Raw genomic sequence first — 18941 nt, forward strand, 5'->3', positions numbered from 1 at the left:
AGCTGAGGCACAAACGGCAATCGGTGTCGTGAAATTTGGCGTGATGGTATTTGAAATAGTAATAGTTACTGTATCGGTTATTGTAACGCCACAAATATTGGTTGCTGTAAGTGTTAAAACAACTGTTCCGATAGCTCCCGGAGCTAAAGTATAATTAGGATTTAAGCTATTAGGATTGCTAAAAGTCCCTGAAAGAGCTGACCAACTTATAGTTTGGTATCCTTGAGCATTTCCGTTTAAGGCAATTACATCATTAGGGCATACAGTTCCAGATTGAGTTCCAGCTTCGACAGTAAAAGGATCAACAGGTGCTGAACAACCATAATTTACATAGGAAGCTATACCTGCGGGAGTAAATGTAACTGTAGCTCCATCAGCAGCGGTTGTTGCTCCGTTAACATCAGTCAATAATGCTCGGTCATATGATACGGCATCGGTACATGCTCCAAACGATATAGTAAGCGCTCTTACACCAGCTCCTGAGTTTGCAAAATGACCTGATGTAGTAGCTGGATTATTTTGATATAGTATATAAATATTCTGGGTAAGAGCCCCGAATGTATTCAATGCGGTGTCAAGATTAAAGCTTGTTACCATAATTACTGTAGCATTTGCCGGGAGAACTCCTCCAGTAGGTTCTATTAATTGACCGCATCCTCCAGCGTCAAGAATATCTCCATTTAACGCTGCTGTTTTTAACGCTGTTGTGCTGTTCTGAACCAACCCCTGCCATGGATTATTTGGCCAGATAACTGAAAGGTTGCTTGTATTTAAATTAGTTGAACCGACTTTAAATCGAACCATTTCATTCAGCCCTTCCTGCCCTCCACAAGCATCTACCAGGATATTTTCTATTTCAAAACATTGTGAATATCCATTGTGAAATGATAAAAGGGTAATAATTGCCATAAAGGCAATACGGTTAATTTTTTTATTCAATATCATTGTTAAATTTTAAGAACCTACAAACTTACGTTTCGGAAGGCACTTCTACTTTAACTGACCGTTATCAATTCGTTACAGAATAGCTATTTTTTAATTTTTCAGACTTTCAATGTATACTTTAAATTAATGTGAATCATAGTAGTTGATGTGATAATATAATATTCAGGTCATAAAGCATTAACAGTCGATTCTGATATTTGTTGTAGAATACTAAAATCTATTAGCAATGATAAAAACTCTACATCGCAATCTTTTAATGGTTGCCTTATTTCTTATCATTTTCATCTCAGCAAACCAAACTTATAGTCAGTCAATTTGGACAAATCCTATAAACGATAGTTCACCTTTTAACTTTAATCCTTACATTATAGGAGATGTTAAGGATGCCAATATTACTGTCACTGGTATTGGCAGAGGTTCAGGTATTTCTGGTAATGCAGGTTCAGGAAGATATAATGCAAAAGGTTGGACTTCGGCTGCAGATATTGACTCAGATGATTATTTTACATTTACCCTAACACCAAATTCAGGCTACAAAATTAATTTTGTTGGTTTAGACTTTACTTTACAGCGATCAACTACAGGACCTGCTTCTTTTTCCGTAAGGTCTAGTATTGATAATTATGCTACAACTATTCAGTATATAGCATCTTCTGGTACAACAGCTTCTTCAGAAACAGTATTACTTTCCGGTGCTGGTTTTCAAAATGTCACAAACCCCATTACATTTCGTATATATGGATATGGTGCAACAGGAGCAACCGGAACTTCAAGCATTAATGATTTTACATTTAATGGACAAGTAAATAACGCTTTAGGAATTGAGGGAGTTGAGTTATCCAAACTAAGTTTCTATCCTAATCCTGTAAAAGACATTTTGAATCTTTCATCAGAAGAATCTATTATTTCAGTTAAAGTCTATACTTTAACGGGACAGTTAGTTTTAAGTAATAACTCTGAATATACTATAGAAAAAATTGATTTTTCAACAATCCCAAGCGGTATATATTTAGTAAAAGCAACCACTAGTAAAGGAAATAAAACAAAATATATAGTAAAAAAATAATATTGAGTATAATTAGTTTTTTGACAAGAAGGCCCCAAAGATTACTTTGGGGTTTTTCATTTCCATTCCCGGTTTTTTATACGCCGAGACTTTTCGATACTAATTAGAACATCAATACGAGGTTATGGTATAACAATTTTCGTAGCTATTTTTTCCAATGTTAAGTTTTCACTCGGGGCGCAGAGCATACATTATATTTATTTAAGTTTGTTCCGTTAAAACCAAAGCAAAATGGAAATCTTTCGTATTTTAAAACCCAAGCAAAAAAAGCAGTTCGTTTCAGAAATTGATTTTTCAACCAATCGTGGAAGGCAATCGCATCTGGCTATAGAAACGTTGGTTCGGCTGCGTGAAGTAAATGTGGAAGAAGAAGACGAACTCAAAATTGATTACATTTTTTTTACCGATACTTTTGAAAAAGCACAATCGCTGACCAAAGCATTACAAAATTTGGGTTATATTGTCGACGGTAAAATGTCAGCCAGCGATAAAAAGGTTCATACAATCAAAGGGCAGACTACTCATATCAGAATGATGCACGAAGTGTTGCGAAAGTGGGCTATAGAGATGTGTGAGCTTGGCTATGAGTACGACTGTAATTTTGAAGAATGGGAAATCACTACTACTTGAAAAAGTAACCTATTCATCTAATACTATTGTAAAGCCTTGAATATACTGACATTGTTTAAAGATAACCGGACCCTCTTTCAACTAAATAACTCATAAAAAAAACATCACTGATTGAAATTATGCTAAAAGAGTTTTCATACAAACAATTCGGGAATATTGAATTCAGTAAAAAAGCTATGGAAGAAACCACACCCACTTCAATAGCTGAACACATAAAAATTCTATTCATTCCAAGTGGAGCTACTATTCAGGTAGATTTTCAAGAATTCAATATGAAAACCGATGCACTTTTGTTTATCAATCCAAAAGTGATTATCAAACCTTGCGAAACAATTAATGGTCAATTAATCTATTTCAACAGGGATTTTTATTGTATAGAAATTCACGATCAAGAAGTGGCTTGCGATGGGATACTGTACAACAATGTTTTTGAAATTCCTTTTATTAATCTTGATGAAAATCAATCTAAGGACGTCCAAATTATCATTCAAGAAATCAAAGCAGAAATGATAAATGAGGATGCAAATACAGAAGAAATGCTCCGAATATTACTAAAACTGATTATACTCAAGTCAACCCGAATTTGGAAACAACAACACCAATTGTTCGATAATTCCCAACATGCTGACGTTCAGTTTTTAAGAAGGTTCAGTAAATTGGTGGAGCAACATTATAAAACCCATCACACTGTTGCGGATTATGCCGAATTGTTGTTTGTAACCCCAAAAAATCTAAGCAAAAAGATAAGTTTAATTAGTAAAAGCACTCCCAACGACATTATCAAAGATCGAATTATACTGGAAAGTAAACGCCTTTTGGCGCATACTAAAATGACCGTAAAAGAAATAGCCTATAGTTTGAATTATGAAGATGATGCTTATTTTATTCGTTTTTTTACTAAGCATACCGGTTTGTCTCCGGTTTCTTTTAGAAAGCAATTCTAAATAAATAGACTACATGAGTACAAGTAAGGCTCGGCATTATTGTCGGGCTTTTTCTATTTAAGTAGTGATTTTGTATTAAAGGAAAAAAGTGCAATGCAAAGCGAAATCCGTCCATTGTTGCCCTTTGTGATTTGCTGCAACTTTGCTTCATCAAATTATTACTAACATTTAAATATAAAAATCATGAACAAGTTTACAGTAAAAGACGGAACAGAAATTTATTTCAAAGATTTAGGAACCGGACAACCTATTTTCTTTCACCACGGTTGGCCATTATCATCAGACGATTGGGATGCCCAAATGATGTTTTTCTTAGAAAAAGGGTTTAGAGTCATCGCCCATGACAGGCGCGGGCATGGTCGTTCAACTCATACTTTCCTAGGCAATGACATGAACACCTATGCAGCAGATGTGGCTGAATTAGTAGCCTTCTTAGATTTGAAAAATGTTATACATGTTGGTCATTCAACCGGAGGCGGAGAAGCTATTCGATACGCCGCACAATACGGAAAAGGCCGAGTGGCCAAAGTAGTTCTAATTAGTGCCATCACTCCGTATATGATTGCTGATGAAAAAAATCCAAATGGTGTGCCATTAGCTGTGTTTGATGACATTCGTTATAATACACAACACAACAGAGCCCAATTTTACCAAGACATCACGATTCCTTTCTTTGGATACAACCGTGAGGGTGTTGAAATTAATAAAGGAATACAAGACAATTGGTGGAGACAAGGAATGATGGGAGGCATTAAAGCTCAATATGATTGTATTGAAGTGTTTTCTGAAACTGATTTTACAGAAGACTTGAAAAGTGTGACGATACCAGTACTCGTATTACATGGAGATGACGACCAGATTGTACCTTATGAAACTACGGCTGTTAAAGCTGCCGAATTATTGCAAAATGGTAAGTTAATCGTCTATCCGGGCTTCTCTCATGGTATGCCAACTACAGAAGCCGCTACTATCAATAAAGATATTTTGGAATTTATCAATGCATAACAAGGAAAAAGTGCAATGTAAAGCGGAAAGCGTCCATTGAATAGTTAGTCTTTTCGCTTCAACTTTGCTTCATCAAATTAATAGTAACAATTTAAAATTTAAAAGCATGAAAAATTTAATTTTAACCATCGGATTATTTACAACATTATTAACTAATAATGTATCGTTTTCACAAGAAAAAAGAACACCTGCTTCTTTAGGTAGAGCAGAATATATTGAAGTAGAAAAAGGCGTAAAACTTCACGTAACCGACCTTGGCGAAGGCCAGCCCATCGTTTTAATTCATGGTTGGCCATTAAGTGACGCCATGTATGAGTATCAGTACCAATATTTAAGTCGTAAAGGCTTCAGGGTTATTGGGATTACCTTGAGAGGTTTTGGAAAATCAGACAAGCCTTATGGGCGTTATGATTTTGATGTTTTCTCGGACGACATTAAAGTAGTTTTGGAAAAACTGAAAATTCAAAATGCCGTGATGGGTGGTTTTTCAATGGGTGGTGCAGTTGTGATTCATTATGTAACAAAATATGACTCGGCACATGTTAGTAAACTGGCATTATTTGGTGCAGCTGCACCTTCTTGGAAAAAAAGAGCCGGCGCTCCTCATGGCATTTCAGAGGCAGATGCAAGTGGATTAATCACACAAACCATGACCGCAAGACAAGATTTAATTGCCGGATTTGGCAGTGCTTTTCCTGCGAAAGAAGGTACTATTTCTAAAAATGTAGAAAAATGGTTGGAAAGTATCAACCTAGAAGCTTCTCCCTATGCTATCACGGAATCGATAAAAGCCTTATTGGACCTTGATTTACGTCCGGAACTATCAAAAATTAAAATTCCGGTGGCCATATTCCACGGCACTCAAGACAAATTATGTCCATTTGCATTTGCAGAAGAACTCCATAAAGGAATTAAAAACTCTTTCATCATTCAATTTGAAAATAGCGGACACGCCTTATTTGTGGAAGAAATGGAGAAATTCAATACAGAGTTAGAGAAATTTGCCAAACAATAATTTAGTTAGCTTAATACTAAGAAACGAAAACACACGAAGAAAAAAATCAACTTCATGTGTTTTCGTTTTATTAAAGGTGGTATTCTAAATAGTCAATACTTAACTTTCATTACTTCATAATCTTAATAAGCCAAGATAATTAATTTTCAACTCTATTTCATAATAAGAGTTCTCAACCGTTCTTCATTTTCATCACCCCAATTGCCCAAAGCTGAAATCACTGGAATTAAAGTTGCTCCAAAATCGGTTAATGAATATTCAACTTTAGGAGGAACAACAGGATAAATGATTTTTGTAACTAATTCATGTTCTTCCAATTCTTTCAACTGAATATTTAATACGCGTCGAGATGCATCAGGAATTTTACGTTGAAGTTCACTTGGGCGTTTATGACCTTCATTTATAAACCACAGCAAACGAATTTTCCATTTGCCATAAAGCACTTCGCCAATCAAGTCAAGACCACAATTTAAGTTCAAAGGAATTTTTCTTTCTTTCATAAAACAAATTTAGTTCAATGTACCAAATTGAGCAATAGGGGAGAAATTTATCCCTATGTGAATCGTATTTCCGTAATTGACTGATATTCATATATAACTGAATTTTGTACAAAAAAGTAAACAATGAAACACGATTTTAATTTTAACAACGAATTATCCGGAAAAATTGCTTTGGTAACCGGAGGCACAAAAGGTTCAGGAAAAGCCATTGCAGAAAGACTTTTAGCGGCAGGTGCAACAGTAATCATCACAGCAAGAAACTTTCCGGACGAACCCAATGAAAAACTGCATTTTATTGCGGCTGATTTGACTATTCCATTAGGTACAAAAAAAGTAGTTAAGGAAGTACTTACCAAATTTGGCACATTAGACATTTTAGTAAACAATTTGGGTGGTTCTGAAACAAAAGGCGGTGGGTTTTCCGTTTTGAATGACGAAGATTGGTTGCAGACTCTTCAAAGTAATTTGCTGGCACCTGTTCGTTTAGACCGTGGTTTTCTGCCACAAATGATAGCACAGAAAAGAGGTGTGATTATTCACATCGCTTCCATTCAGGGCAAATTACCTTTATATGATTCCACATTGTCATATGCTGCAGCAAAAGCAGGTTTAATTAATTACAGTAAGGGTTTATCGAACGAGGTTGCTTCCAAAGGCATTCGTGTATTGACGGTTTCACCGGGTTGGATAAATACTAAAGCCTCAAAAGCAATGATGGAGCGAATTGCTGAAAGTTCAAACACAACCATTGAACAGGCAACTCAAAGTGTTATGGATGCTTTGGGCGGAATTCCAATAGGCCGTCCGGCAGAACCGGAAGAAATTGCAGAATTTGTCGGTTTTTTAGTTTCGCCAAGGGCTAACTACTTAACCGGAACCGAGTTTGTAATAGACGGTGGAACAATACCAACAGTTTAATAATCAACATAATTTTAATGAATATGAAAAATTTACCTAAAGTAATTGTCGACCTTGTAAAAGCACAAGATAATTTTGACAGTATGGCTTATGCCAATTGTTTTTCTGAAATGGCTGTCGTATTTGATGAAGGAAATACACACAAAGGCAGAAAAGAAATCGAAAGATGGATTGATAAAGCCAATAAAGGATATCAAGTCGTAATGAAACCTCTTGAATATTCCGAAATTAAGAAGACCTTGAAAGCACAAATTTCAGGAACCTTTCCGGGAAGTCCACTTGTGTTGACGTATCAATTTGAATTTAAAGACCAACATATTCAATCGCTGAAGATTATCTGATAAATAATTACAATTAATAATCAAAATTTATAACATTAAGAGCTGATGTTTATTCATCAGCTCTTAATGTTATTGGATTGAATCAGGTCTGTAATGAAATTAAATAAAAGCTGTATAAAAATTAGCTTATCATTTTTATATCAAAAAGTATGTTTAATAAGCCACATATTCTGTAATCTCCAATCCATACCCAATCATCCCGACACGCTTGGTTTGGGTAGTATTAGAGATTAATCGAATCTTCGCGATATCAATATCGTGCAATATTTGTGCACCGATACCAAAGTCTTTGATGTCCATTTTGATTTGTGGGGCTTTTAAAATGCCTTCGGCTTGTAATTGTTTTAATTCGGTTAGCCTATTTAATAAGTCTGAAGAGTCTTTTTCTTGGTTAATGAACAATACCGCTCCTTTGTTTTCTTGGATGATTCTGTTGAATACATCGTCTAGTTTTTTATCCGGACAATCGGTTAAGCTATTCAGGATATCGTTATTGGCTTGGGTCGAAATTATACGTGTTAAGATAGGTTCTCCGGCATTCCAACTGCCTTTGGTCAAAGCCAAGTGTACTTGTTTGTTTGTCGTTTGCTGATAAGCTCTCATGCGGAACGAACCAAAACGGGTTTCTATGTCAAAGTCTTCTTTCTTTACAATCAGACTATCGTGTTGCATTCTGTAGGCTACCAAATCTTCTATAGAAACCAATTTCAAATCAAATTTCTTAGCTACTTCTACCAATTCCGGTAAACGCGCCATGCTGCCGTCTTCATTCATAATCTCCACAATCACACCAGCAGGTTTGAAGCCGGCAAGTCTTGCAAAGTCGATAGCCGCTTCAGTATGGCCAGTTCTTCTCAAAACACCTCCTTGCTTAGCGGTTAAAGGAAAAATGTGTCCCGGACGTGCTAAATCATGGGGTTTGGTCTCTTCATTCACTAAAGCCAATATAGTTTTAGCCCTATCGGCTGCAGAAATTCCCGTGGTAACACCGTGACCTTTTAAATCGACCGAAACCGTAAAGGCAGTTTCCATGTGGTCGGTGTTGTTCTTCACCATCGAGTGTAGTTCCAATTCGTTACAACGACGTTCGGTTAGTGGGGCGCAAATTAATCCGCGTCCGTGAGTGGCCATGAAGTTGATCATCTCCGGAGTTACTTTTTCGGCTGCTGCCAAAAAATCGCCTTCATTTTCACGGTCTTCATCATCAACAACGATAATTATTTTGCCTTGGCGAATGTCTTCAATGGCTTCTTCTATAGTGTTGAGTTGGATTTTTGTTGTAGTGGTTGTGTCCATTAGACAGTAGTGTTAGATTCTGAAATAAGTTGGTTGACTAAAAGCCTATTGTAACCATAGAACAGGAAGTAAAAAGGAAACCCTGCCAATAGGAGTACAAAAAGTGGAATGTCAATGTTTTTATCGGCACGAATGCCTAAAGTAGTTAAAGCTTGTTGTGATTTATATACACTAAAGAATAGCGAAACAGCGATTACCGCCGCCATAATTATCATGATTAAAGTATCGGGTTTGCCCCAAAAGAAAACCGCAATCAAAAGTATATTACTCACTAAAGCAATCAAACTAAACAAGTGGTATTGTTTGGTTATTGATTCGATAGTACGATTATCAGTAGGTCGTACTTTTTCTTCAATTATAGTCTGCGGCATGCTATCTTCCGGTAAAGTATTCAAATACTGCTGTACTTCTTCAGCATCAATAGCCAAATCAGGGGTTAAGGTTGAGGCTACCGGTACCGGCTGAGTTTTATCAGGAAAGATACGGTTGAAGAAATTGGTCAACCAATCAAAGTTCATACTAAAGCCTTTGTCATCCGTCGCTCTTTTGGTTAACAAAATAGCAAAAGGCGTCAAGACAAAAGACGACATCCAACAACCTAAGAAAGGAGAGATTTCATCTTGTTGTGCTACTTTTTTGCCAAAGGTATTAATGAAGTGGAAGATGATAAAAATAAGTATGGCAAATACAATTGGCAATCCTAAACCACCTTTGCGAATAATCGCTCCGAGTGGTGCGCCGATAAAGAACATTAGCAAACATGCATAGGCAATCACAAACTTGTCATACAACGCAATCCAGTGTTGGTTGATGTTTTTCTGTTTGTCCTGCATTTCATATTTTGAAGTTTCCAACGAAAAGTTAATGCCATCCACATTGCTGCTGGCGACTTTCAGAATTTGGCTTTTATCGCTTTTGGAATAGGTTCTTAACAGATCAGTGTTATTAAGCGTTGGCGCAACGGAATCCCTATTAATGTCAACCGCAGTCATATTCGCCCGCTGGTTGATGTTTTCGGTATAAGAGATAATGTCTTTTTTATAATTTTTTTGAAGAGAGTCGAGTGTGTATTTCAATTCTCCAACGTTCAACATGGTATTGGTGTTGGTGATTTTCTCTTCTTCTAAACTGGAACTGTTCAATTTAGATAAATCGATATTGATGACATAGCGCTGAAATTCACTTTTGGCAAAAGGCAGTTTATTGCGTTCTTCATACTTCTTTGGGACGATGTCTTCGTAATAGTTACCATCTTTGAGAATCAACTTCAAGGTGTTCGAATCTTCGCTACTGACCAATTCGCCTTTTTTAGCTTTGATCACCGTATTACTTGCCGAACCCAAAGTCGATTTTTTGTGAATGGTTACGCCGCTAAGGTATTTGCCGTTTTCTCCCGATTTCTTTTCGACTTTAATGTTATAGCTCCCAACTTCACTAAACTGTCCTTCGGCTATAGCCATAGCGGGCTTAACCTGAGCAATGTTTCTTCGGAAGTTAATGAACTTATATTCGGCAAAAGGAATGACGTTATTGGCAAAGAAAAACGCAACGATACTCAACAGCAGGATAAAAACCGTTAGACTTCGCATCGCCCGTTGCAGAGAGATTCCGGATGATTTCATGGCGGCAAACTCATAGTTCTCGGCCAAGCTACCAAAAGTCATGATAGAAGCCAATAACACAGAAAGCGGTAAAACTAAAGGAATGATACTTGGCATTTTGAAAAGTAAGAACTTAAGAATCATAAAGATGTCTAAGTCTTTTCCGGCCAATTCGGAAATGAAGAGCCAAACTACTTGCAATACGAATATAAAAAACAAGATTACAAATACCGTAGTAAATGTAATCAGGAAAGATTTTAATAAGTACCTGTCAAGTATTTTCACCCGAGCTTAATCTATTTTGTTGATGTAGTAATTTGGATATTTACTCGGCACAAAGGTAAACTGATTTTTTGATAAAGGTTGGTTGGTTTTAAAAGAATTAACAGTAAGCGTAGTTTTAGTTCCGTTTTTGCCCATTTCAATCACATTGTAGATGTTTTTGGTTTGGGAATCGATGCCCAATAGCACTTCTTTGCGTTGGTCTTTGGAGTTGATAGGTACCAATTTGATATACTGAATTTTACGGCCTTTTACATCTTGAAGAATATCCCAATAATATTTGTAACCACTATTGAAAAAGGTAAGCATTTTAGAAGGCGTAATAGCATTTTCGTCTTTGTCATTCACGCTCGAAATCGTTACTTCTTCGTCTTCGGGAACGATGGTGTAGCTTTTTTTGCCATCATATATTTTGGTCACGCCTAAAAAGTTTAACACATATTTGTTGCCTTCCAACACCAAATTGCCTTTGCTTTCTTTGTTGATGTTTTCTTTACTGTTGTAAAGGGTGTATTTAAAATCAATGGAGATATTTTTATAGGTTTTTACCTTAGCGGTAACTTGGTCGAGCAAGTCTTTGGCTTTTTTATCTTGTGCATTAGTAGTAAAACTAATGAATAGTAATAATGCAATAGATAGTAATTTGTTCATTTTAATGGTTATTTTGTTCATTGCTAAAAAATTGGTCTAACGAAGTCAAGTCGGGAATGTTGACACTACGCGCTTTACTTCCTTCAAATGGCCCTACAATTCCCGCGGCTTCGAGCTGATCTATCAGTCTTCCAGCACGGTTGTAACCCAGTTTCAATTTTCTTTGCAATAATGATGCCGAACCTTGTTGGGCAGTCACGATTATTTCGGCAGCTTCTCTAAACATGCTGTCTCTTTCGGAGATGTCAAACTCCAAATTCACGCTGCTACCGTCTTCACCAACGTACTCCGGTAACAAATAAGCGCTGGCATAAGCTTTTTGAGAACCTATGTAATCTACAATCTTTTCTACTTCAGGCGTATCTACAAAAGCACATTGTACACGCACTAAATCATTTCCGTTTGAGAACAATAAATCGCCACGACCTATTAATTGGTCGGCACCACCGGAATCTAAGATGGTTCTCGAGTCAATTTTAGATGTTACTCTAAAAGCAATACGCGCCGGAAAATTGGCTTTAATCATACCGGTAATTACGTTTACCGAAGGTCTTTGCGTTGCGATAATCAAGTGAATTCCAATCGCACGGGCTAATTGAGCCAAACGGGCAATAGGGGTTTCTACTTCTTTACCGGCGGTCATAATCAAATCGGCAAACTCATCGACCACCAAAACGATATAAGGCAAGAAACGGTGACCGTTCTCCGGATTCAATTTTCGGCCTTTGAACTTTTCGTTGTATTCTTTGATGTTACGCACCATGGCGTCTTTCAGTAACGAATAGCGATTGTCCATTTCCAAACAAAGCGAATTCAGTGTATTGATTACTTTGTTGTTATCGGTGATAATCGCGTCCTCGGTATCGGGTAATTTAGCCAGATAATGACGTTCTATCTTATTAAATAAGGTAAGCTCTACTTTCTTTGGGTCGACCAAAACAAATTTTACTTCCGCAGGATGTTTTTTGTATAATAATGAAGTCAGTACCGCATTCAATCCAACCGATTTTCCTTGTCCGGTTGCTCCGGCCATCAAAAGGTGCGGCATTTTAGCTAAATCGACCACAAAGGTTTCATTCGAAATGGTTTTTCCTAAAGCGATAGGCAATTCCATTTCCGCTTCTTGGAACTTAGCCGAAGAGATTACACTCTTCATTGGTACCATAGTCGGATTCTTATTCGGTACTTCAATCCCGATGGTTCCTTTCCCCGGAATAGGCGCGATGATACGAATTCCTAAGGCAGAAAGCGATAACGCAATATCGTCTTCCAAACTTTTTATTTTTGAAATACGGATTCCGGCTTCGGGTACGATTTCATAAAGTGTTACCGATGGTCCAACCGTCGCTTTGATTTGGGCAATATCGATTTTATAGTTGCGAAGCGTTTCTACAATTCGGTTTTTATTTTCTTCCAATTCTTCCTGATTGATGGTAATGCCTACGGAAGCGTATTCTTTAAGCAAGTCAATCGTTGGGAATTTATAGTTGGACAATTCTAAGGTTGGGTCAAACAAACCAAAATCGGCTACTAATTTTGCAGCCAAATTTTCTTCCATTACATCTTCATCCGCTGCTTTTTCAATGGTAAAAGCTTCGTCATTGGTTTCTATGATTTGCTTTACAGGCTCTACATAAACCGGTTCTACCGGAGTAGACGTAACCGCCATTTTAATGGTTGGTTCCAAATTGATTTCAGAAGCATTTTCAATCGTTGGTTTCAACGCTTCTTTATTGATTTCAAATTGAGAAGGTTTGAGCGTTGGCTCTTCGATTGGCTCTTCTTCCGTGTCATTTACGGCAAATTCTTCTAAGTTGTAATCGACACCTTTGTCATTGGAACCTACAATACTGCTTAAATCTTCTTTGATGTCTTTGTGTTTCTTTTCGAAGAAAGACTTAATCGCATCCGGAGATATTTTTATTTTAAAGATGAGATAAATAATGATGGAGAAAACCAACACCAATCCGGTTCCGGTCTTTCCGATATAATCCTGAAGGAATAAATTCATTTCAAAACCAATCGTTCCGCCTAATTCCGGTAAAGTATAGGCAAAGAAACCAAATAGGATGGACAATACCACTAGGGCAAACAAATCCCAAAACCAAGTATTTTTTAGCTTTTTAACCGGTAAATCCAATACCAGGAAAGCACCGCTCAAAAAGAATAGCTTTACGAATAGGAAGGAAGCGATACCAAAACCACGGTAGATAAATAAATCGGCTAAGTAAGCGCCGAATTTACCCAACCAGTTTTTCACCGGTTCGTTTCGATCTGTTATAGCATTAACAGCACTTTGGTCGGCTTGACCATGTAAAAAGAAAGAAATGAAGGAAACCAAAAAGGCGATAGAGAGTAAGACCAATACAAAACCAAACAGCATTCTGTATTGCTTTTTAGTCTTGAGTATTTTAAGTTCCAGATTTGGATCTTTCTCTTTTGCTTTAGTCTCTTTTTTTACTGTTTTTGCCATTAGTTAAGTATAACGCTATAAAAATAGAAATTTAATCGACTATTTATAAAAATTTTGGAACATAAATGAGCAAACCTATCGCTATTGCAGCTAAGGCAGCAAACATTACGGCACCGGCGGCAATATCTTTGATAAAACCAATTCGGTCATGAAACTCAGGATGCACAAAGTCGGCTATTTTCTCCACGGCTGTATTCAAACTTTCAATGCCTAACACTAACCCAAAAGCCAATATTTGCATCATCCATTCATAACGGTCAATCTCAAAATAAAATCCGGCTATAATCATAATGATGGCCAGAGTAAATTGCACCATCACACTGTGTTCCGTAGTGATAAGTTTGAGGGCACCTTTGACCGCATAACCAACGCTTTTTAATCTTCCGGTGATGAAGGAATTGTCTTTTTCGAATGCCATAATCTTATTTATAGCGCTGCTAAAGCGGATTCGTAGTTAGGTTCGTTGGCAATTTCGGCAACCAATTCGGTATGGGTTACTGTTCCGTTTTCGTCAATTACAATTACAGCTCTTGCGTGTAAGCCTGAGAAAGCGCCATCAACGATTTCCAAACCATATGCTTTACCAAAGTTTCCGGTGTTGAAATCAGAAAGGTTGATTACGTTGTCTAAACCTTCCGCACCGCAAAAACGTTTTTGGGCAAAAGGCAAATCGCGCGAAATGCACAATACTTTGGTGTTTGCTAAAGTACTCGCTTTGGCATTAAACGTTCGTACTGAAGTAGCGCAAGTATTGGTGTCAATGCTTGGGAATATGTTTAAAACAACTTTGCTTCCGGCAAAATCGGCTAGCGTAGTGATGCTTAAATCTTGTGTTACTAATTGAAATTCAGGGGCTTTTGAACCTGTTGTTGGTAATTCGCCATTGGTGTTTATTGGATTTCCACCCAAAGTAATTGTTGCCATTTATTTGCGTTTTTTTGAATGCCAAAAGTAGTGAAAATATTTAGGATTCAGGATTTGCGAATTATGATTTGTTAAATTCTTCAGGAAATGTTTGGTTCTTATTATTGTTTTATCGTAATATTGCAATATAATAATTTAAATAAACCATGGGCGCATCAAAAACAGAATCTTTTTCTATTGAACAAAACGAAATGGCCACCTTATTCAAAGCTTTGTCGCATCCGGCGCGAATAGCCATTGTGGATTATTTATTAACGGTAGATAGTTGTATTTGTGGCGATATTGTCAACGAATTGCCATTGGCACAGCCAACCATTTCCCAGCATCTAAAAGAATTAAAAAACGCCAATATCATCAAAGGCACTATCGAAGGAACCGCCATTTGCTATTGCATTAACCCGGATACTATTGATAAAATTGAAAACCATTTTGGTGTGATTCGCCACAAATTAAAAAATAAATGTTGTTGAATAGGATGGAAAGGGGAAGAGGGAAAAGGGAAAAGGGAAAAGATTTTCCTTCTAAAAATCTAATAAGTCTAACAATCTAATAAGTCAAACAATCTAATAAGTCAAACAATCTAATTATGAAACTCTCAGAAATTAAAAGCGAACTAAAAAGCTTGTCAACTATAGCTTTCCAATTGCCAAACGGCGAGTTGGTTCCCAGTCATTTCCACGTAACTGAAGTGGGCAAAGTGACCAAACATTTTATCGATTGCGGTGGCGTAATTCGAAAGGAAGAAGTGGTGAATTTCCAACTTTGGGAAGCCAATGATTATGACCACAGATTGCATCCGGAGAAGTTGGTTCACATTATTGAATTGTCAGAAGCAAAACTTCAAATCCCCGATTTAGAAATCGAAGTGGAGTACCAAATGAAAGACACTATCGGTAAATTCAGTTTAGATTTTGACGGGACTAATTTCCAATTAAGATCCAAAATGACCGATTGTTTGGCGAAAGACCATTGTGGCATTCCACCGGAAAAATTAAAAGTCAAAATAGGCGAGTGGAAACCAAAAGAAGCTTCATGTTGTACACCTGATTCGGGTTGTTGTTAGTTAGAATAATATTACGAAAAATCTAATAAAAGTCTTAGCGAACTCTGCGTAAACCTTTGCATTCTTTGCGGTTAAATTTAATCATATGTTTGAAAATTTATCAAAAACGATCAAAACCATCACTGAAATTCCGGTTCCAAATGAAAGAAAGGATGTTTTAAATCCCTTAGTGGATTATATTCAGACTAAAGTCAATAGCCAAAGTGAAATTCGTTTAAATTTCATTTGCACACACAATTCCCGCAGAAGTCATTTGTCCCAAATTTGGGCTCAAGTGATGGCGTTTCATTTCGGAATTCAAAATGTATTTTGCTATTCGGGCGGAACCGAAGCTACGGCTATGTTTCCTAAAGTGGTTGAAACTTTGACTAATGAAGGATTTGAAATTCAAAAATTGAGTCAGGAACAAAATCCGGTATACGCCGTCAAATTCGATGTAAATCAGCATCCGATAGTTTGTTTTTCAAAAACGTATTTTGATGAATTCAATCCGAAAACCCATTTTGGCGCTATCATGACGTGTAATAATGCCGACGAAGGTTGTCCGATGGTTTTTGGTGCAGAAGCCCGATTCCCTATAAAATATGATGATCCAAAAGCCTTTGACGGAACCGATTTGATGGATGAAAAATATACGGAACGCAGTTTGCAAATTGCGAGTGAGATGTATTATGTGTTTTCTCAAATAAATTAATATTTTGATTATGTCAACAACTGCAACCTTACTTCAATTGTGGATGGAGTCCAGAACCCGATTTACCAATCAATTGGCAACTTTAACCGAATTGGATTTGGTTAAAAAATTACCTCCGGCAAAGAATAGTGTTGGTTTTTTAATTAGACATATTGGAGAGGTTGAATTGCTTTTTGCTAAAAATGTTTTTGGCTCTGAAGAGGCAAAAGTGGTTGCCAAAACAGTGATTGAAAAGAAAGACACCGGTGAATGGACAGATCTGGATGCACTCAACGCCTTTGTTGATTATTCTTTTGAAACTTTGAAGAAAATAGTGGAACAACAAAAGGAAGAAGATTGGGAAGTGAAAATTGAGACCAAGGAGTTTGGGATAAAAACTAAAGCAGAAGCTTTTGGGAGAATTGTTTCACACACCGCATACCACGCCGGACAAATGGCCATTACAATTAAATATGGCAGTAGTCAATAAATGATAAATGTACTGTAGATAAGAAATTTTACTATGAAAAAAAGACTTACTTTTTTAGATCGATTTTTAACATTGTGGATTTTTTTAGCAATGTTAGTCGGCGTTGGAATTGGCTATTTTATTCCAAATTCAGCTGATTTTATCAACTCGTTTTCTTCGGGAACAACCAATGTTCCTTTGGCGATTGGGTTGATCTTGATGATGTATCCGCCATTAACCAAAATCGATTTTTCGAAAGTGCCGCAAATGTTCAAGCAGCCTAAATTGCTTACGGCTTCCTTTTTTATCACTTGGCTAGTCGGGCCGTTCTTGATGTTTTTATTGGCGACTTTTTTCTTGAAAGATTATCCCGAATACATGACCGGACTAATCATCATAGGGATTGCGCCTTGTATTGCGATGGTGATTGTTTGGAACGAATTGGCCGAAGGCAATCGCGAATTAACCGCAGGCTTGATTGGGATTAACAGTTTGCTGCAAGTTTGTTTTTTTAGTTTGTATGCTTATTTTTACTTGGAAATCATGTTGCCTTTGTTTGGGATTAAAGGACTGGAACTAAATATCACCATAGCCGAAATAGCCAAAACGGTTGGGATTTACCTCGGTATTCCTTTTGCTTTAGCGGTTATCAGTCGGTATGCGATTAAGAAATTTATAGGCGACAAATGGTTTAACCAAAAATTCATTCCTTTCGTTTCACCGATTACTTTGATTGCGTTATTATTCACCATTGTCATTATGTTCAGTTTGAAAGGCGAAATGATAGTCGATTTGCCGATGGATGTGGTTCGAATCGCTATTCCGTTAGTAATCTTTTTTACCGTTATGTTCTTTTTGATGTTTTTTGTGTCGAAAAAGATTGGTGCCAATTACCGTGATGCGACAGCTTTATCGTTTACCGCTTCGGGAAATAATTTCGAGTTGGCGATTGCGGTTTCTATAGGTGTTTTCGGTATCAATAGTGGACAAGCTTTTGCAGGCGTAATTGGTCCGTTGGTGGAAGTACCGGCATTAATCATTTTGGTCAATGTGGCCTTTTGGCTTAGAAAAAAATATTTCACCACAACCGTTTAAATTTATGGAAAGAAAAGAACATTGGGAGAATGTGTTTTCCACTAAAACCGAAATGGAAGTGAGTTGGTACCAAAAGTATCCTAAAACTTCCGTTGATTTTATCACAGCTTTGCATTTGCCTTTGGAAGCTAGAATCATCGATATTGGTGGTGGCGACAGTTATTTGATGGATGCTTTGCTGGATTTAGGTTTTACCAATTTGACTTTGCTTGATATTTCGGCAAAAGCCATTGAAAGAATCAAAAGTAGGTTAGGTGATAGAGCTTCAAAAGTCACTTTTATCGTTTCAGATATTTTGGATTTTATGCCTAAGGAACAATATGATATTTGGCATGACCGTGCTTGCTTTCACTTTTTGACTAAAGCCAATGAAGTAGAAAAATATTCTAAGATTGTTAGTCAGGCTGTAGCCAATGACGGAAAGCTTTTTATGGGTACTTTCTCTGATGCTGGTCCGAAAAAATGCAGTGGTTTGGAGATTTCCCAATACAATATGGAAAGTTTACGTTTCGTCTTTGAAAGAGATTTTGAATTAAGCGGATGCTTTACCGAAGCGCATCAAACGCCTTTTGATACAATCCAAGACTTCCTTTTTTGCGGATTTAAAAGAAAATAATGTATGAAAAATATACTAGTTTTATGTACAGGCAATAGTTGTCGAAGCCAAATGGCGCATGGTTATTTGGCGCATTTCACCGATTCGGATAAAGTAACCGTGTATTCCGCCGGAGTGGAAACGCATGGTGTAAATGCTTTGGCATTAGCTATTATGAAAGAAGACGGTGTTGATATTTCGAAACACACTTCTAATCATGTGGAGGAATATTTCGAAATTCCTTTTGATTATGTGATTACCGTTTGTGACAATGCCAAAGAACGTTGTCCGTTTTTTCCAACGCAAGCGGTAAAGTTGCACTATAATTTTCCCGATCCGTCGAAAGTGAAAGGTTCTACGATGGAAGTTATTGAAGAATTTAGAAGGGTAAGAGAAATGATTAAAGACTATTGTAAAGACTTTGTTGCAACCCATAATCTATAAATGAAAACGTC

21 protein-coding genes and 1 pseudogene are annotated in these 18941 nt (G+C 37.0%); 14 read left to right on the forward strand and 8 right to left on the reverse strand.

The features are described 5' to 3' along the window. Nucleotides 1–945, reverse strand: a 945-nt coding sequence (locus tag B3C16_RS06035) for a hypothetical protein (RefSeq protein WP_291129850.1), incomplete at its 3' end; no start/stop codon positions are given. A gap of 226 nt (nucleotides 946–1171) precedes the next feature. Between B3C16_RS06035 and B3C16_RS06040 the strand changes: the two genes are divergently transcribed. The 5 genes from B3C16_RS06040 to B3C16_RS06060 all read left to right on the forward strand — a co-directional run bounded on the left by B3C16_RS06040 (nucleotide 1172) and on the right by B3C16_RS06060 (nucleotide 5605). Next, complete coding sequence (locus B3C16_RS06040; protein WP_291129852.1) at nucleotides 1172–2011, forward strand: T9SS type A sorting domain-containing protein; 840 nt, start codon at nucleotides 1172–1174, stop codon at nucleotides 2009–2011. Between the two features lie 231 nt (nucleotides 2012–2242). Beyond that, nucleotides 2243–2641: a ribonuclease E inhibitor RraB gene (locus B3C16_RS06045; RefSeq protein WP_291129855.1), complete on the forward strand. Its 399-nt coding sequence runs from the start codon at nucleotides 2243–2245 to the stop codon at nucleotides 2639–2641. A 119-nt stretch (nucleotides 2642–2760) separates the two neighbouring features. Further along, nucleotides 2761–3585 (forward strand): helix-turn-helix domain-containing protein, encoded by an 825-nt coding sequence (locus B3C16_RS06050; protein ID WP_291129858.1) that lies wholly within the window; start codon nucleotides 2761–2763, stop codon nucleotides 3583–3585. A 183-nt stretch (nucleotides 3586–3768) separates the two neighbouring features. After that, complete coding sequence (locus B3C16_RS06055; RefSeq protein WP_291129860.1) at nucleotides 3769–4590, forward strand: alpha/beta fold hydrolase; 822 nt, start codon at nucleotides 3769–3771, stop codon at nucleotides 4588–4590. A 106-nt stretch (nucleotides 4591–4696) separates the two neighbouring features. After that, nucleotides 4697–5605: an alpha/beta fold hydrolase gene (locus B3C16_RS06060; protein ID WP_121314055.1), complete on the forward strand. Its 909-nt coding sequence runs from the start codon at nucleotides 4697–4699 to the stop codon at nucleotides 5603–5605. A gap of 152 nt (nucleotides 5606–5757) precedes the next feature. Here B3C16_RS06060 and B3C16_RS06065 read toward each other — a convergent pair whose 3' ends face one another. After that, nucleotides 5758–6105 (reverse strand): winged helix-turn-helix transcriptional regulator, encoded by a 348-nt coding sequence (locus tag B3C16_RS06065; RefSeq protein WP_121314054.1) that lies wholly within the window; start codon nucleotides 6103–6105, stop codon nucleotides 5758–5760. Nucleotides 6106–6228: 123 nt separating this feature from the next. On the opposite strand from B3C16_RS06065, the gene B3C16_RS06070 reads away from it, so the two are divergent. Together B3C16_RS06070 and B3C16_RS06075 are read left to right on the forward strand one after the other, a co-directional pair. After that, a complete protein-coding gene (locus tag B3C16_RS06070; protein ID WP_291129865.1) occupies nucleotides 6229–7023 on the forward strand; it encodes an SDR family oxidoreductase in 795 nt (264 codons plus the stop codon). 23 nt (nucleotides 7024–7046) lie between these two features. Continuing rightward, on the forward strand, nucleotides 7047–7364 hold the full coding sequence (locus tag B3C16_RS06075; protein ID WP_199717168.1) for a nuclear transport factor 2 family protein: 318 nt from the start codon (nucleotides 7047–7049) through the stop codon (nucleotides 7362–7364). Between the two features lie 153 nt (nucleotides 7365–7517). Here B3C16_RS06075 and ribB read toward each other — a convergent pair whose 3' ends face one another. The 6 genes and pseudogenes from ribB to tpx all read right to left on the reverse strand — a co-directional run bounded on the left by ribB (nucleotide 7518) and on the right by tpx (nucleotide 14591). Next, the gene (ribB, locus tag B3C16_RS06080; protein ID WP_121314051.1) at nucleotides 7518–8660 is read right to left on the reverse strand and encodes a 3,4-dihydroxy-2-butanone-4-phosphate synthase; all 1143 of its coding nucleotides are present in this window, start codon (nucleotides 8658–8660) and stop codon (nucleotides 7518–7520) included. A gap of 476 nt (nucleotides 8661–9136) precedes the next feature. After that, a pseudogene (locus tag B3C16_RS06085) lies at nucleotides 9137–10546 on the reverse strand (LptF/LptG family permease); the annotation flags it as partial. A gap of 6 nt (nucleotides 10547–10552) precedes the next feature. After that, nucleotides 10553–11194: a LolA family protein gene (locus B3C16_RS06090; RefSeq protein WP_291129870.1), complete on the reverse strand. Its 642-nt coding sequence runs from the start codon at nucleotides 11192–11194 to the stop codon at nucleotides 10553–10555. A gap of 1 nt (nucleotide 11195) precedes the next feature. Then, nucleotides 11196–13577, reverse strand: a complete 2382-nt coding sequence (locus tag B3C16_RS06095) for a DNA translocase FtsK (protein WP_414655257.1) — start codon at nucleotides 13575–13577, stop codon at nucleotides 11196–11198. A gap of 133 nt (nucleotides 13578–13710) precedes the next feature. Next, nucleotides 13711–14085 (reverse strand): diacylglycerol kinase family protein, encoded by a 375-nt coding sequence (locus B3C16_RS06100; RefSeq protein ID WP_121314047.1) that lies wholly within the window; start codon nucleotides 14083–14085, stop codon nucleotides 13711–13713. A gap of 8 nt (nucleotides 14086–14093) precedes the next feature. Next, nucleotides 14094–14591 (reverse strand): thiol peroxidase, encoded by a 498-nt coding sequence (tpx, locus tag B3C16_RS06105; RefSeq protein ID WP_121314046.1) that lies wholly within the window; start codon nucleotides 14589–14591, stop codon nucleotides 14094–14096. A gap of 146 nt (nucleotides 14592–14737) precedes the next feature. Between tpx and B3C16_RS06110 the strand changes: the two genes are divergently transcribed. The 7 genes from B3C16_RS06110 to B3C16_RS06140 all read left to right on the forward strand — a co-directional run bounded on the left by B3C16_RS06110 (nucleotide 14738) and on the right by B3C16_RS06140 (nucleotide 18930). Further along, entirely contained in the window at nucleotides 14738–15061 is a 324-nt protein-coding gene (locus B3C16_RS06110; RefSeq protein ID WP_121314045.1) for an ArsR/SmtB family transcription factor, read from the forward strand. A gap of 116 nt (nucleotides 15062–15177) precedes the next feature. After that, nucleotides 15178–15654 carry a DUF6428 family protein gene (locus B3C16_RS06115; RefSeq protein WP_291129879.1) on the forward strand — a complete coding sequence of 159 codons (477 nt, stop codon included), beginning with the start codon at nucleotides 15178–15180 and terminating at the stop codon, nucleotides 15652–15654. Between the two features lie 85 nt (nucleotides 15655–15739). Beyond that, nucleotides 15740–16348 carry a protein-tyrosine-phosphatase gene (locus tag B3C16_RS06120; protein WP_291129882.1) on the forward strand — a complete coding sequence of 203 codons (609 nt, stop codon included), beginning with the start codon at nucleotides 15740–15742 and terminating at the stop codon, nucleotides 16346–16348. A 10-nt stretch (nucleotides 16349–16358) separates the two neighbouring features. After that, nucleotides 16359–16817 (forward strand): DinB family protein, encoded by a 459-nt coding sequence (locus B3C16_RS06125; protein ID WP_121314042.1) that lies wholly within the window; start codon nucleotides 16359–16361, stop codon nucleotides 16815–16817. A gap of 33 nt (nucleotides 16818–16850) precedes the next feature. Then, nucleotides 16851–17891 carry an ACR3 family arsenite efflux transporter gene (arsB, locus tag B3C16_RS06130; RefSeq protein WP_291129885.1) on the forward strand — a complete coding sequence of 347 codons (1041 nt, stop codon included), beginning with the start codon at nucleotides 16851–16853 and terminating at the stop codon, nucleotides 17889–17891. Between the two features lie 4 nt (nucleotides 17892–17895). Next, nucleotides 17896–18507: a class I SAM-dependent methyltransferase gene (locus B3C16_RS06135; protein ID WP_291129888.1), complete on the forward strand. Its 612-nt coding sequence runs from the start codon at nucleotides 17896–17898 to the stop codon at nucleotides 18505–18507. 3 nt (nucleotides 18508–18510) lie between these two features. Then, the gene (locus B3C16_RS06140; RefSeq protein ID WP_291129891.1) at nucleotides 18511–18930 is read left to right on the forward strand and encodes an arsenate reductase ArsC; all 420 of its coding nucleotides are present in this window, start codon (nucleotides 18511–18513) and stop codon (nucleotides 18928–18930) included. The last annotated feature ends 11 nt before the right edge of the window (nucleotides 18931–18941 follow it).

Origin of the sequence: Flavobacterium sp. UBA7682, assembly GCF_002482945.1 — a bacterium.
GTDB lineage: Bacteria > Bacteroidota > Bacteroidia > Flavobacteriales > Flavobacteriaceae > Flavobacterium.